Consider the following 15,161-nt stretch of genomic DNA (forward strand, 5'->3'; position numbering starts at 1 on the left):
CTCAGATATTATAATTGACATCACCTTCCAAAGCATATCACAATGCTTCAAACAATCCACGTATTTTGTTTCTTCAATAGAAATACATGCACAAGACGATGATATGCTTAATTTTATCTGTGGATTTTCATTATGAAATACAAATACTTTCTGCTCACGTATCTTTTTTCCATACAGTCCAGCATAATCGCCACTTTCAGGATCATTGAATTCAAACTGCATTTCCTTTTCAGTCTCAACAGTCCTGCTCGTATAATCATGCTTTTTTAATTCCATACTTATGCTAGATATTACCTGGTCCAGCTCTGTATCATCCATTCCATCATAATCAAATCTAATAATAATTTTTTTCAGGAAATTGTATTTGAGTTTTTTTTCTATCAATGCTATTTTTTGTCCATCTTTCTTCACCCCAATCCCCCCATTCTCTGCATACCGGTATAGCAAATGAGCATTACTATGCAGGAGTTCTTCAAACATTGCTATTTCTTCATCCGAATACCCTTGACGTTCTGTCCATTTGTAATCAGGCAATTCACATCTTGCCGAATCAAATCCATCTTCTTTCGGCCGTTCAAAGTTTACAATCAATTTTTTCATTCCATCTTTTCAACGATTTGTGAATGAACAATCTCCGTTTCTTCTGCCAGTGTCATATATGGATACATCATGTAACGTCACCCCGTTTCTTATTTTTAAACTCATTATAGCATCATACCCTATCGTTGTCATGTGAATCAAAACTAAATTCCTTCACATCTCTTCGCTGGGAAACAAATCAGCTTTTCTTTTCCTCCTCTTCTGTTCCATCACACAATTTTACTTCAATGTGCATTCCTAACGCCGAAGCGTATTTTTGCAGCACGACCAGTGTTGGAACCCTTTTTCTGCTCTCCAGCCGCGCCAGATTCGGTGCAAGAATTCCCGTCATATCCGCTAAGTCCTGCTGTGTCAGCCCCTGCCTGCGTCTCTCCTCTATAAGTTCTTCTATCACTTTGGACGATTTCTGCAAAGTGATCGTTTGAATCGCTTCCGCATATGCTTCCAACCGCTTCGCACGAGCTTCTTTTTCTCTTTGGTAATCCTTCTTATTCATTTCAATATCGTAATCCATATATTTTTCCTCTCGCATATATTATATAGATCATATCATAAATGATAGGATTTTTAAAGTCTCCTAAAAAATTTTATATTTTCTTCAAGCATATCTTCTCTTCCCTTCTTCTGTTTTTTATTGCCTCGATCATTTTTCTTTTCCTTCACTTCTTTCGGCACATCGATCAGTCCGAAGCGATAGAACATCCCATAGATGTAAGTCACACCCCGGATGTCACTCAGAGCCTTTGGTCGCTCAACTACTTCTCCTACCTTTTTGATATTCCCCAGTGCCAGCAGCACAGAACTCCACGCCAGGCTTTTGCTCTTCCCTCGGCGGTCGATCCACAATTCCTTTGTATATTCGCCGCTTCTGCCCTTTCGTATTTCATAGGTAAAGGGTAAGCCGGAATAGGTTTTAAATTGCACACCACAATAAAGCAAGACCGTCTCCCACAGGTGCTCCTCTGTCGGCTCTGATCTCAGTTTTCTTATCACTCTGTATCTCCGCTGCCGCTCTGCTCCAACACTGATTTTCTCTTTATCTGCTGTACTCGGGAAGTACACGCCTTTCTGATATGGCAGGTATGAGGTGACGGAGGCTTTGGAGAGTTGAAGAGTATTTGCGGTTGAGAGGATGGCTTCTTTATAGTTCTGTGTTTCTCGATACTCCTCAAAGGTATCCTGTACCTTCTCCGCCACTTCCGATTCATACACACCAGCCGTGATAAGCAGCTTTCTTACTTTGATGGGGTTTAGAGCCAGAGCATCTGCGATGGATTGGAGGGAGCAATCCTCCTCATAAAGCGCCACAGCAGCATCCATCTGTTCTTTCAGATTCTCCCCGGCATCATACTCAGGCTTCAACTTCTTTCGACCGCCGCCAGGCTTTCTGGCGTTATATGCTCTTTTCTCTCCCATAACTCACAGCACCAGCTCATTGAAAGCTTTTTTTTCTGCCTTACGAAATATCATTTTGTCCACCTCTTTACTCATGCAGCTCCAACGGCAGTCCATCCGGGTCATGGAAGAAGGTCATCTTCTTGCCGGTATAATCATCAACACGAATCGGCTCACATTTAATTCCCACCTCTGCCAGTTCTTTCACTGTCTGCTCCACACTCTCCACGCAAAAGGCAAGGTGACGCAAGCCACATGCCTCCGGGCGGTTCACACGCTTCGGCGGGTTTTCCTCAGCAAAAATCTCCAGCTCCGTGTGTTCATTGACACGAAGATCCAGCTTCCAGTCCTTGCGCTCCGGGCGATAGTTTTCTCTGATGACAGAGAATCCCAACTTGTTCACATAGAAATCCTTTGCGGCTTCATAGTCGGATACGATGATTGCAATATGATGTATTTTAGATAAGTTCATTTTTTGTCACACTCCATTTCTTCTATCTCATTTTATTTCCGTTACAAACTATATATCAGCTCTCAAAATATACCGTGTGCGCCTCAGCTCCGGGGAGAGCCTGTGTTCCACACACGGCATTTATTTTTTCTACCACAAAACAATACTCTTCTATAGACGCTTTCTTGCCTTCCTGATTCCGTAGTACATCAACCCGCCAATCACTCCACCAACTGTATTATAGAAGATGTCCGACAGCTGAAACGTACCCAGGCGAAGCAGTAATTGCAGCGTCTCAATACTTACCGAAAAGATCAACGCTGTCTTTCCGCTATGCCACAGTATCTTCCTCCAGCCGTTTCCTGTCTTTTCTTCGAATGTCCACATAAGCACACCGGTGAACGACACCATCATAATGACGTTCTCGATGCCCTCTGTTGTCAGCACCTGCTCGCCATTCACTGTCTTCCAGATGCCCCATCCGTCCAAAACATTGGACAGCGGATTCAACCACAAATTTCGATTCAACAGCGTTCGGAACAGGATCATCGACGTCACGAATACCAATAGAAACAATTTTCGAAAGAACACGCTTCCTTTGAACCTCTCGTACCATGTCACCAGAGCGCTCTTCCAGCCTTTGCCCGCTTCGCCCGGTTCATACGCATACAGGTAAAAAAACATAGTCATAAAAGAAAGCAGAAGCGAAAATCCAAATGGTTCATACAAAGCCGTCAAAATATTTGTGATGATTTTTCCGAGCAACTCCATGGTTCCCTGCATCATGGTTTACAGATCACAGAAGAGATCTGCCTTGTACACGCCGTTTTCCAGCATCTTTTTGAAGCTGTCCTTTACTGCTGCGACATCCTCATGGTAGGTCATACCGTACCAGGTATCATTGGTTTTCAGAACCTTCACAGACATCTTTCCCTGCTCCAGCTGCTCACCAATGAAGATCGGGATCAGAAACTCTGCCTTCAGAGGATTGCCCGGTACCTCTTTCTCAAAGAACTCCCGGAAGCCGTCTTCCAATGTGGTAAGGAAATCAGGAGTCAGACCCCACATATTCATAGAAACCAGCGAATTCACATCGACAGCCACGCCATCTGCCTCCGCTCCGTTTGCGGTCTTTACAATATTCTTGGTTTCCACAACCTCGGTCAGATTGTTCTGCTCATCCATTTTGCAGATACCACGGGTTACGCCGCCGTTATCGGACAGCGTGTTTTTCAGCACAAAGCCAGCCATACAGGACTTGCCGCCATTTACCAGATACTCATGGACGGCACGGAAACCTTCCTTGCCATAGTAGTCATCGGCATTGATCACGATGAACGGTGTGCTAAGAATATTCTTTGCTGCAAGCACGGCCTGACCGGTTCCCCACGGCTTTGTACGGCCTTCCGGCAGAGTGCCCGGGATGTCGTTACTATCCTGGAACGCGTAGTCTACCGTTACCTGATGATCGGCGCAGATCGCGGCGATGCGATCACCGATCACCTCTTTGAACTCCTTCTCGATATCCTTGCGGATAATAAAAACTACATGGTTGAAACCGGTCTCGATTGCATCATGGATTGAGTAGTCCATGATGATACGATTCGAAGCATCTACCGGCTCCAACTGCTTGATTCCTGTTCCGAAACGGCTGCCGATTCCGGCGGCCATGATAAGTAATGTTGTTTTCATAATGTTGTTTTCATAATGTTCCTCTCCTCGTATTTTCTAACACTTACCGAAAGCATATTTTCTCTCTCAAATACTACTCCGAAAATCCGTTCCGAAGCTCTGCGCATCGCTTTTTCCTCACGCAATCCTATTTCGACGACGTTCCAGACCTCAGATAATTCTTATTTCACAAGAGAAGCTTTCAATAACTGTTTTTCCATTCTCTGATAATTTTTTATCACCTGTACAGAACTGTTCTTCTTCAAAAATTCATGCACTTTGTTGTATGCTTCTCCGCAATATCTCCGATATCTGTCCTTAAAATCCGACGGCAATTTTTTTAATACTGCTGGAGCTACATATTTCCTCAATAACTGAATTTGTTTTTCCTCATTGTCTTTCAGAGAAACTGCCGGTTTCATCAACAGAAGATGGGCTTTTTCAAAGTAATCTGCCACATCCACGTTTTTTTCATTTTCAATACGCAATAAATAAAGTCTTGCCTGCTGTGTATCTACCTGAAATGGAACTGTATATTCAGAATCGTGAAAGAAACTATATGCAGCTTCCAGAAAACGTTGTGCCAGATCATACTTTCCGATATTCGCACAAGCAATCGCATACTGAAGCCAAAAAAATGTATTTTCCCTATAATACTCCAACTCTTTCAGGCTATCATAATAATTCACCAAAAACTTTTCCTTTTGACCCGATTTTAAAAGGAATGTATTTACATGCGAATACGATATAATATTTTTTAAAATGTTCTCATAACGATTAATCGTTCGATATCGATTCGCGTATTCTGCCGTCAATTCCAATACTTTTATAATCACATCATTACAGTCCAATTCTTTCAGGATCAAATTCGCTGTAACAGCCGATTTAATGCGAAAATCTGTTGCTTCCTTCGAAAAATCTAAAATCTCCTGTACATTTTCATCTTGTGTAAAACGCGGATCAAACGCCGCGTTAACTCCGATAATTTTACCAATATCCTGTGCATCTATATTTAAGCTCATGATTTTTACCAGTAATGCTAAAATAAGGACTTCATAATATGACACAGAAACTGATTTTATACCTGAAACGATTGTTTCTATTTTATTCTTCATATCCGTAGAATTCACAACATCTACAAGAATACTCTGAAACTCTGAATTTCCCCATTTTCTGTCTTTTAATCTTTTCTTCTTTTCCGATCTGGAAAGATTACTCAAATTTCCCCATAAGCCATTATTTCGCAAAATATTGCTCATGACGTTTAATTCTTTTTCATTCAGTTTATTTAAATCAATGACTTTACTCTCACCTTCCCCCACTTTTAATATTTCATTTGCTTCCCGAATCCGAGTATCATACAGAACCGTACGTGCTGTCAAAATAAACTGAACGTCTTCCAGGGAATAAAAAGCAAATTTCTCCAATACATTAATGTAATTATAATAATTTTCTATAATAACCAACTTTTTTCCTGGGCTTTCGACAATATGCTGAACGTCCGTTGGTAAGCTTTTCATATAAACTGTTTTTAAAGTAAAAATTTGATACCCTTCGTCTTCAAACAGATGCTTCAAACATTCTGCGAAAATCGTTTTTCCATTTCCCAAATTAGCATGTACATAGATAACTCTACAATTATTTTTCAAATCCTCTTTTACTTCTTTTAGTTGCTTTCGAAAAATTAAATTATCATAGATTCCTCTATCGGTATGCCATAAGCTATCTACACTCTGACCGGTCATAAAAAAATTATGAACTTCGAGAGAAGTAGCTTTCTCTATGGTATTTTTTTCCCTGGCCACCTCAAAGCATTGATAAATATGAAAATCTGTCATTTTGACAGGCATTGGATGATCACTTTTATATTTATCTAATCCTTTCGTGAATTCTTCCATTGTTATCGCATAAACCGTTCCATATCTCTTTAACTTTCGTTTCTTATCTTCTGAAATTTTACTATCTTCAATAAATACTATTTTCTCGTGCACATTCTGTGCATAAATTAATCTTTTCAGATCCAAATCATAATCTAAGGAAAGTCCCACAATAACTACACATTCAACCGTTGTCAAATCATCCGAAAAAATAGCGCCCCATGCGTTCTGATTCAAGCTTTCAGAAGCATAGCTTCGACCTGACAAACGGAATTCCGATTGAAGTGTTCGCTCACTCAAATTTCCTATATATCCATTAATATAAACACATTGTTTTTTCTTACTTTTTTCCAACTTGACATCATCAGAAAGGGTAACCGCATAAAGCGGTTCTTCCATATCCTTGGATGCTAAAATCGGCACCTCATCATAATTGGTAGTGTAAACTCTCTGCCAGTCTTGTCCATATAATATTTCATGTTCTTTCTGTACTTTCGAGACATACAGTACCTTCTTTAACTCTGCAATTAATTCATCCGAGCTTTTTGTTTCCAAATAACTGTCTGCTGCATCCTGCAAATCATATGGATTTTCCGGGTTCACAATTCCAGCAGATTTATAAAGTCTTTCCGCTAATGCAACACCTGACGGAAATTTTTCCCCATTCATCCCCAATGCTGTCATATGAGCACCTGAACCAGTAATCAGCATTGCTCTACCAGTTATAATCGCTTGGTATATTTTTTCTAGTTCCATAGAACATCCTCCTCATTTGTAAGGGCAGTGTCAAATTTGCTATCTTTTCTCAAACGTAAACGATAGAACGGTCTTACCAAAACGGCGGGGCCTTATAAAAAGATTTACCTTTCCCCATCTGTCAAGAAACTGTTCAATTAGTCTTGTCTTATCAATATAGTAAAAACCCTGCCGGCGAATTTTCTTAAAATCTTCGATACCAACCGGAAGTTTTAACGTCGCTGCCATTCTTCAACGCTCCTTTCCGAAGCTATACTAACAGGCAAAGGATATTATATCCCAGTGTATTTTGATTTTACCATCTGGGAACTCAAATGGCAAGTTGATCCTATCTTCTTGATAGAGTAAACTTACTGTCAGTTGGAGAGTCGCAGAAGATTCCCTGCTATGAACTTGACCAGATTGTTTTCTCATAGTCTACTTCTCCCACAGTGTTTTGTCAAATACCTCCCAGACGCTCCCGGATCGCAAGCTTTTTCCGGATGTCTATACGTAAGTAGGTAATCATCCGTATATTGACATTTTATAAAAGCCATCTGATACTGTTTCTGGCTGTCTGCCAAATTCTATATCAGATGGCTTAGTATTATTTTTTTAGTTTAGTACGGCAGTATTCCGGAAGATCTTCTGACCATGGAAGCAGTTTCTTTAACTCTTTCTCTTTAGGAAAAGCTCCCATTTTTCTGAGTTCATCCAATATATAAGTCAGATATGCGTATGGTTTCAGATGGTTCAGAAGTGCCGTTTCTGTAATGCTGTAAACAAGGGCACTGGCACCAGCTCCCCGTACACTTTTGGCAAACAGCCAGTTGCGGCGTCCCACTGCAAAGTTTTTCAATGCACGTTCTGCACTGTTGTTGTCTATACTGAGATGGCCATCTTCCAGATAGCGTTTCAGATATGCTTCCTGATTAAGCGTATACAAAATGGCATCACCAATAAGGGAAGACCTGTCTACAGAATCTTCCATCGTATGCAGCCATTCAAACAGGGCATCCATAACTGGACGGGACTGTTTCTGGCGCTCCTCATATTTTTCTTCCGGTGTTTTATTGTGGATCATTTCCTCGATCTTATAGAGGATCCCGATCCTTGACATCGCCTGATATGCAATGGTCTCTTTTAGCTGTTCTTTTGTAAAGTCTTTTTTTAATGCTGTGAGGGCTGCATCAAAACGTCGTCTTGCATGGGTAAGGCACCCGCTTACTATGATACCTTCTCCTAAACTGTGATAAGCCTGATATCCATCACAGGTCAGATACCCATGAAACCTGTCCCCTAAAAAGTTTACAGGATGATATCCCGCACGGGTCCTTTCATAATCGAAGAGTACCATCTGCGGGGAACCACTGAATTCATCCGTGAGATATACCCACATCCAGTTCTGGGTCGTCCCTTTCTGATCCGGTTCTCCGAGTACCTGGATCCGGCTTTCGTCACAATGGATATATCTGCTTTCCAGAAGTTCCTCTTTCATCAGCTGATACAGCGGTTTCAGGTATCTGTCTGCACAGTTTATGATCCAGTTCGCCATAGTCTTTGTGGAGAGATCGAGATCATATCTGGCAAACTCTCTTTCCTGACGTGCCAGAGGCATCCCGTTTACATATTTAGCGTTCATGATACCTGCTACGAGGGAAGGTGTAGCAATGCTCCCACGGATCAGGGAAGGTTCTTTTTCCGGACGTTTCATGGATCCGCATTCCGGACAGTAACGGGCTTCCCTTTCCAGTTTATAGGTCCTGGTCGCAACGGTCTCAAAATTGGAAAGATCTTCTTCCTTCTTTCCTTTTCTTTTTTTACATTTATAAGAGGATGGCCGGATCTCTTCAAAAAGTTCCTCTGTTTCCGCATCCGCATTGGCTTCCGCCTCATTGAACAGGTTCATCTGTTCATAGCCTTCGGCATACTTTTCACTGGATGCCCCAAACTGTTTTCTCTGCGCAAGGGTAAGACGGTCAGAGAGCATGGCATTTAAGAATTCGAGTTCTTTCTGTTTATCCTTCAGCAGCTGGATCTCTGTATCCTTCTTCTTTGTCTGTTCCTGTACGATCTTCATCAATGAGATCAGATCTTCACGGCTCATGTTATTCAGCTGTTTATCTGTAAAGATCGGTTCCATGTCCTGTCCTCCCTGCTTTAGCGTTATAAAAAGTATATCATGGTTCCAGCTGTTTTCCTATAAAAAACTGCGTTTCCGGATATAGGAAATACGCTGGGAATGCCATGTTTTTCATGATTTTTACGGGATTGACAGCTCCGCTGTCTTATGCTTACAGGATGATCTTTGGATGGTGTTCCTCAAATGCACCCCTGGGATTTAAAGAGAGCCCGTCACACAGCCAGTGGATCTCTTTCAGAGTCACCTGACGGAGTTCATCTGGAGTATCCGGCCAGTGAAAAGCATTACGGTCGAGCCGTTTCATCAGGATCCAGAATCCGGATCCGTCCCATTGAAGGATCTTTATAGAAGTACGCCGACGGTTGCAGAACGCAAACATGCAGCGTGAGTATGGGTCGAGGTGAAATTTTAATTTGATGATGGCGGCCAGACCATTGTAACTTTTTCTCAGATCAGTGACTCCGCAGGAAAGATATACCGTTGTTCCTCCTGCCAGGTCAAGCATGGCGCTGCAGGAATCCCAGTATAGATTCCATCAGTTCCGGTCTGCAGGAATCAGATATTTCAATACGGATACTGTCTGAAATAAAAATACGCACCGATGAAGATTCCTCAGAGAGCAGCTTCCTGGCAGCTTCCTGTTCAGATGGAAGTCTGACAAAGACCATATCCTGTTCAGATTCGGATGCCGGCTCTTCTTTTGCAAATCTGCGGATCCAATATCCCATCGTAGATAAATGGATACCGTTTTCTGTACACCATTGTTTACATGTTTGTCCACTGGTCTGGTATTGTTGGATACGGTCAGACCAGAGTTTTGCTTTTTCTTCTTTATTCATAGTGATATAGAATACCTCCTGAGTTTTAAGGAGATTGTAGCAGAATAAAAAACAAAAAAACAGATACGGATGATTACCTACTTACGAGCAGACAGGCTAAAAATGGGTATAAAAATACCCTGCCAGCTTTCACCAGCAGGGTTGATTAGAATTTTTACTTGTAAAGGTCTTCCAGCGTTATCAGCCGAACTTCACCTCTCTCTTGTGCCTGAAGAAGTCCATCTGTGAATCCGCCTTTCGAGAAGATATAGTAGTGATAGTTGTTGCCCTTTCCAAAAACTGAGGCATAATCCCGAATCAAATCGAGTTCATCCACACCGATTTTCTCATTCCGGTATTTGCATGAACCGATGATATAGTCTTTGCCCTCAACAGGAGTTCCGACGATATCAATCTGTATCTGCTTTTTCTTCTTCGGGTCTGTCCCCCACCACTGGCCGATTTCACTCAGCTCAATAGGAAGGCTATCCGAATAATAGAGCAGGTAATCCTGACACATCTTCTCATAAATTAGACCCATGTAATCAGGAAGATACTGCTTTACAGCGTGTGGATAGGTCTTTGCAATTCTGCCAGAGTCAATGGCACTCATATTGATTGGCACAAACCGATACCAGAAACGGAAGAAGTTATCAGCCAGCAGATAGATGGTTTTCTTACCCGGTTTTTCTGTAATCGGTGTTTCTTTCTTCGCAATGCCAAGGTCGATCAGCGTTTTCAGGTACTTCGATACGACCGAGTTTTCCTCGCCGACCTTCATCTTGATATCGTTCATTCGGGAAGCACCTTCTGCAATCGCTTTAATGATTGCATTATAAATGGCCGGCTCCCGGAGTTCCTGCTTCAGTAAGTTCCCCGGTTCCTCATACAGATAGCTGGAGCGGTCAAAGAAATTATCCAACAGAGCTTCATCCACACTATCTCGCACATCCAACTTATTGATATAGTGGGGAACTCCTCCCGTGATCCCATAAATCAGGGAATTGTCTTCTGCAGACAGATTTGGGTGGAACACAGCGGTTTCTTTATAGTCTAGCGGCTCAATCTTAAACTGGCCAGTACGTCTGCCATACAACGGACTTTCCTTTCCAAGCACCTGACTCTCCATGAATCTCATAGAGGAGCCGCAAAGAATCAGGTACATCTTGGACTCTGTCCATTTGTGGTCGATGATGTGCTGCAGCATCGCTGAAATAGCTGGTTTTGCTTTTGCAAGATAAGGATACTCATCAATGACAAAGACAATCCTCTTTTCCTTTGAAAGTGCTGTCAGCTCATCCAAAGCTGCATCATAGGACCTGAACTCCGGTGCAGACTCCATATCCGGCCGCTCAAAACTCATAATCGACTTTGAGAGAGCTTCCAGATTTTCCTTTCCTGTCGTGTTCAATGCAGAAAAGAAAATGGTAGGCTTATCTTTGCAGAACTCGTTGATCAGTGCCGTTTTACCAACACGCCGTCTGCCGTAGATGACAATGCACTCAAACTTATCACCTGCATACCGTTTATTCAGTTTCCGCAGCTCATCCTCACGGCAATAGAATTGACTCATCTGCTCACCTCCAATAATTATACTCGTGAGTTAGTAACTCGTAAGTTACTTCTTTACGAGTATAATAAATCAGATAGTCTGCAAAGTCAAGTAAAATAACGATAAGTACATATGTTGCCTTCCATCCTGACCACGATGTCGGCCCTCTGGTTCTTTTGGGATTTCGGCGCTCACTAGCTATCCCTGTTACCTTGCTGTCTACGCTTAGCCTGCAGCGTTGCCGCGGCAGACTCAACACTCGCTTCAAATGCTGTGGTTAGCAGCTTATTTGATGGGGCTTCCACCCACCGGACTATATACCCTTTGCTGGACGCACGGGCAGACCCCAATGTGGCAAACGTACTGCTCCACTGCTTTCAAATACGCCCGCTTCATTCATAGTGATGATACACATCATCATCTGTCGTATAGAAATCACGACCGTCTGTAGTATAGACAACATCACCGTTTTCCAGATAAAAAACATCAGAACCGCGGCCGGTGATACGAACGCTTTTGCCATCACTGTCACTCAGATATTCCGGCTCCGAGGAAGATGTACTGGAAAGTTCATCGAAGAGTGCACCAAAGCTAAGTGGATCTGTTTCTTTCTCCTCTTCATACGATGGAATGGGTGTGAGCAAAGCGTCAAAAATCTCCACAATATCTTCGCGCAAAGAACCAGAGTCTTGAGGTTCTTCGAATTTATCAATCCCAAGCCAAAGACGAACTACAATCCAGATCAGGCAAAAAACACCGACACCGATGATAAAAATTCCACCGCGTGTGCTGAGCATAAAAGCATTGGCTGCGCTGTCGCCGGCGGAACTCGTATTCAGAATCGTAGCAAGCCATTCTGGCTGAAATCCGAAATGAAAATAAGCCACCGTCAGACCGCCCCAGATGAAAAAGAAAAATGGTATGAATATGTACATTATAATCGCCTCCTGTCTCATATTTTTTTCATATTTTTAATGAAGCGCAAAACGATCAAACTTTCCATCTGACACTGCTAAATCAATGTCACTCGTACGCTTAAAATCACCTCTTGCCTTGATCCGAAGAGAAGAATTTTTTTACATCATATTTTTTTGCAAAATCAGTAATTTCCTTTATCACCTGTCGGCGTATCCCTGTATTTTCTATTCCACCGGATTCATCGTACAATGCCAACTCATTTCCTGTTTTAATCCCATTATAGCATCATAGTATATAGTTGTCATGTAGTTAAAAACTACATCCTTTCTTCCCCTTTTTTAGTAATCTTTAATGGGGTCTGACCCCAATGTGTATTCCTCCGCCGCTTTCAACTGATTTCGCCGCTCTGACATACCTGAAAATTAAAGCAAAATTGTTACTGTTCCTTTATATGAACTCCGCACTAATTTTTGTACTTCGTTTAATTGCATTACTTTCATCCGCTCTAATTCGCATTCGTCAATAGTATCAGGGGTAAAAATCCTGATTTTTACATTTCCAGTGTCCGTATTGTTCTTAATTGTGATATCATATAATTTTATTTTTTTACAAACGATTTTTCTTTCATAATTTCTCCGAAAATAATTTTATACAAGGATGATTTATTTGCTGACTTGTGATATACTTAAAGTAATGTGTGGACTGGGGAATTTAGTATAATGTACGTTTGTATTCTAATAAAGTATGAAATATAAAGAGAAGATCTGTATGCGTTAATAACACACGCAGGGTTTGATATAGGGGATAGGGATTACCCCATATCTAATAGAGAAACTACCGGTAAAGGCATGGAAATTTCTTACATTGCCACTAATAATCCACGCATATTTGTGCCGAAGTTTAAGATATAGTGTTTTTAGGTGAAGCTGATCACGCATGCCAAATTAGCATAAAAAAGTAAGAATTCTAATTATTTTTATGGATTTTAACACAAATGATCTGTCTTGGTAAAATACAGACTATTAATTAAACCAAAAGAAAGGGTGAAGATATGGCAGAGCTTCAATATAAATTGATGACATCTGCGGTTAATAACTTTGATTGTGGGAATCCTGCGATTAATGAGTATGTTGAAAATTCCTATTTTGCCACACTGCTGCAACAGTGTTATGCATATGAAATTGAATATAAGTCACTCGTAGTGGGATACTATATGATAACCTTTCGGGATGTCGCTTTTTATGATTGTATTTCAGAAATATCTGATTATCAAATTGATGATTTTGGAGAATTTCTTCCCAGTTTGTATATAAATTATCTGGCAATAGGAACAAAATATCAAAAGAATAAAATTGGGACAAAAACATTAGAAAAAATTATTAATGAAGCACGGCAATGGACTGATTTTTACCAATTCGTTTTATTACCCTGAATGCAGTACCTGAAAAAGTGGACTGGTACAAAAAAATTGGATTTAAAGAGATGGGCAAGAATATTGATGCGGTAAATACATACATGTATATTGACCTTATTAAGGACAGTCAGTATGTGAAAAATTATTTTGAACAACAGACCGCTGACTTATTAGGGTATTGAAAGGAGAATATTATGCGCAATACTGTTATGACAGGTCCCATTATTTTATCTAAGGAAGATTCTTCACGACTTCGACAGAATATTCTTCATCCGACCGTTGAGTATCTTCAAGAACAAGAGCGTTATTTTGAAGAAATAGCTTCCAGTATGATTATCCACAAAGAAGGTTCTAATACAAGAGTAGAATTTAAAGATCTGGATCTTTCTAATCTTGATTTAATGATTGAAAAAGAAAAGAATGCGGCACCAGTACAGTAAGGCGCTGGTGCTGTCTACCTTCTCCACACCCTCACGGGTACTGATGTAGTTCATGTAATTGGCAAGATGTGAAGGTGGGGCATTCTTTAAGTAGTTGCATCGTAATATTATTTTAGGCATTTATCCTCCTTGCTAAATTCTTTATTGATAGAATTGGGAAACTACTGTGTCAACTAAGTCATCATACGTAACTATTTCCACATCCGTATAATCTGATTTAATTTCTATCCATTCATCGCATTCAAAATCATTTCTTCGTCCTACAACCAAATATCTTTTGGGTTTATATACTTTAAATCCATATTTCTTCTCAAACCACCTTCTGTTATTAGGATCTTCAAAATAACTTCTATATACTCTTGTCTGTGCGATGTATGAATTAATCTCTGCACTGAATTGTTCACGGTTATTTCGTCCAACTACAGTATTTCTTTTAACTTTTGGTAATTTGAACTCTACAATATCCGCATATCCATTTGCTCTAACAACAAAAAAATCTGGTATAATTTCGTCTTTTTCCTCACTCTGCCACTCGCACTTAACTTGGGAATGTACTCCGGTTCCCATAAATCCCATATTAAGAATAAAGTGATTTTCTTGCTGTGCTAAAAATGAGGTAATAGTTGGCTCCGAATTCTCAGAGTTACCAAACAACTCGATAAACCTATTAATTTTAGGCAGCTTATCATATTTAAAATCTGCGGGTTCCGGATACTGATAAAAGAGGTCAGCTTGCCATAATCTGTCATATACTTCCAAACTAAAACCAATCTCATCCAGTTCTCCTTCTTCTGGCTCATTATAATGACAAGGGATAAAATCAATCCACTTTATAATTCTGGTTTTTAAATCATCATCTTTTGCATCAAAAAACATGCCATTAATTAGTCTAACAAATTGTCCCTCTACAATATCAAATCCCTGTGAATTGAAACTTACCATACTATTTTGAGCAGCAAAGTTCCATTTTAAGTCAATCAGCTTATCTAATCCTGCATTTGTCGGAACCATTAAATCTTCATATATATCAGAGTATAATGGAAATGTAATCCCGCTAGTTCCATCAAAAGTAAAGCCAATTATCTTTCAATAACTTGCTTTGAAGTCAAATCTTCTTTTGTGAAATCACGGACAACAATCATTCTTT

General features: G+C 40.6%; 15 protein-coding genes and 1 pseudogene. 2 read left to right on the forward strand and 14 right to left on the reverse strand.

Translation table 11 applies throughout. From position 1 onward, the window contains the following. From DWZ60_RS20490 to DWZ60_RS15855, 13 genes and pseudogenes are all read right to left on the reverse strand, one after another. The coding region (locus DWZ60_RS20490) for a hypothetical protein (RefSeq protein WP_330422398.1) at positions 1–600 on the reverse strand (600 nt) is incomplete at its 3' end. A gap of 178 nt (positions 601–778) precedes the next feature. Further along, positions 779–1,114 carry a helix-turn-helix domain-containing protein gene (locus tag DWZ60_RS15800; RefSeq protein WP_243038367.1) on the reverse strand — a complete coding sequence of 112 codons (336 nt, stop codon included), beginning with the start codon at positions 1,112–1,114 and terminating at the stop codon, positions 779–781. 53 nt (positions 1,115–1,167) lie between these two features. Beyond that, entirely contained in the window at positions 1,168–2,016 is an 849-nt protein-coding gene (locus DWZ60_RS18475) for a hypothetical protein (protein ID WP_243038368.1), read from the reverse strand. Positions 2,017–2,083: 67 nt separating this feature from the next. Then, a complete protein-coding gene (gene gloA2 / locus DWZ60_RS15810) occupies positions 2,084–2,467 on the reverse strand; it encodes an SMU1112c/YaeR family gloxylase I-like metalloprotein (protein WP_118659246.1) in 384 nt (127 codons plus the stop codon). Between the two features lie 150 nt (positions 2,468–2,617). Then, positions 2,618–3,217, reverse strand: a complete 600-nt coding sequence (locus DWZ60_RS15815) for a VanZ family protein (protein WP_243038369.1) — start codon at positions 3,215–3,217, stop codon at positions 2,618–2,620. Between the two features lie 18 nt (positions 3,218–3,235). Beyond that, on the reverse strand, positions 3,236–4,138 hold the full coding sequence (locus DWZ60_RS15820; RefSeq protein WP_119222066.1) for a sugar phosphate nucleotidyltransferase: 903 nt from the start codon (positions 4,136–4,138) through the stop codon (positions 3,236–3,238). 161 nt (positions 4,139–4,299) lie between these two features. Next, positions 4,300–6,750: a hypothetical protein gene (locus DWZ60_RS15825; protein ID WP_118659248.1), complete on the reverse strand. Its 2,451-nt coding sequence runs from the start codon at positions 6,748–6,750 to the stop codon at positions 4,300–4,302. A 48-nt stretch (positions 6,751–6,798) separates the two neighbouring features. Continuing rightward, positions 6,799–6,978 (reverse strand): annotated as a pseudogene (locus DWZ60_RS15830) (AAA family ATPase); the annotation flags it as partial. Between the two features lie 358 nt (positions 6,979–7,336). Continuing rightward, positions 7,337–8,872 carry an IS66 family transposase gene (tnpC, locus tag DWZ60_RS15835; RefSeq protein ID WP_119222068.1) on the reverse strand — a complete coding sequence of 512 codons (1,536 nt, stop codon included), beginning with the start codon at positions 8,870–8,872 and terminating at the stop codon, positions 7,337–7,339. A 151-nt stretch (positions 8,873–9,023) separates the two neighbouring features. Next, on the reverse strand, positions 9,024–9,377 hold the full coding sequence (tnpB, locus tag DWZ60_RS15840; protein WP_055227435.1) for an IS66 family insertion sequence element accessory protein TnpB: 354 nt from the start codon (positions 9,375–9,377) through the stop codon (positions 9,024–9,026). Further along, positions 9,370–9,711: an IS66 family insertion sequence element accessory protein TnpA gene (gene tnpA, locus DWZ60_RS17580; RefSeq protein WP_199669430.1), complete on the reverse strand. Its 342-nt coding sequence runs from the start codon at positions 9,709–9,711 to the stop codon at positions 9,370–9,372. Before tnpA ends, tnpB begins: the two co-directional genes overlap by 8 nt. A 154-nt stretch (positions 9,712–9,865) precedes the next feature. Further along, positions 9,866–11,263, reverse strand: a complete 1,398-nt coding sequence (locus DWZ60_RS15850; RefSeq protein WP_119222070.1) for an ATP-binding protein — start codon at positions 11,261–11,263, stop codon at positions 9,866–9,868. Between the two features lie 371 nt (positions 11,264–11,634). Beyond that, positions 11,635–12,177: a hypothetical protein gene (locus tag DWZ60_RS15855; protein ID WP_117804794.1), complete on the reverse strand. Its 543-nt coding sequence runs from the start codon at positions 12,175–12,177 to the stop codon at positions 11,635–11,637. A 1,034-nt stretch (positions 12,178–13,211) separates the two neighbouring features. Between DWZ60_RS15855 and DWZ60_RS15860 the strand changes: the two genes are divergently transcribed. Continuing rightward, complete coding sequence (locus tag DWZ60_RS15860) at positions 13,212–13,592, forward strand: GNAT family N-acetyltransferase (protein WP_119198638.1); 381 nt, start codon at positions 13,212–13,214, stop codon at positions 13,590–13,592. 176 nt (positions 13,593–13,768) lie between these two features. Beyond that, positions 13,769–14,014, forward strand: a complete 246-nt coding sequence (locus DWZ60_RS17140) for a hypothetical protein (RefSeq protein ID WP_147342474.1) — start codon at positions 13,769–13,771, stop codon at positions 14,012–14,014. Positions 14,015–14,155: 141 nt separating this feature from the next. Here DWZ60_RS17140 and DWZ60_RS15865 read toward each other — a convergent pair whose 3' ends face one another. Beyond that, positions 14,156–15,025 carry a Shedu anti-phage system protein SduA domain-containing protein gene (locus tag DWZ60_RS15865; RefSeq protein WP_119222072.1) on the reverse strand — a complete coding sequence of 290 codons (870 nt, stop codon included), beginning with the start codon at positions 15,023–15,025 and terminating at the stop codon, positions 14,156–14,158. Positions 15,026–15,161 lie beyond the last annotated feature (136 nt).

It is taken from the genome of Blautia sp. AF34-10 (assembly GCF_003477865.1).
Taxonomy (GTDB): Bacteria; Bacillota; Clostridia; order Lachnospirales; family Lachnospiraceae; genus Fusicatenibacter; species Fusicatenibacter saccharivorans.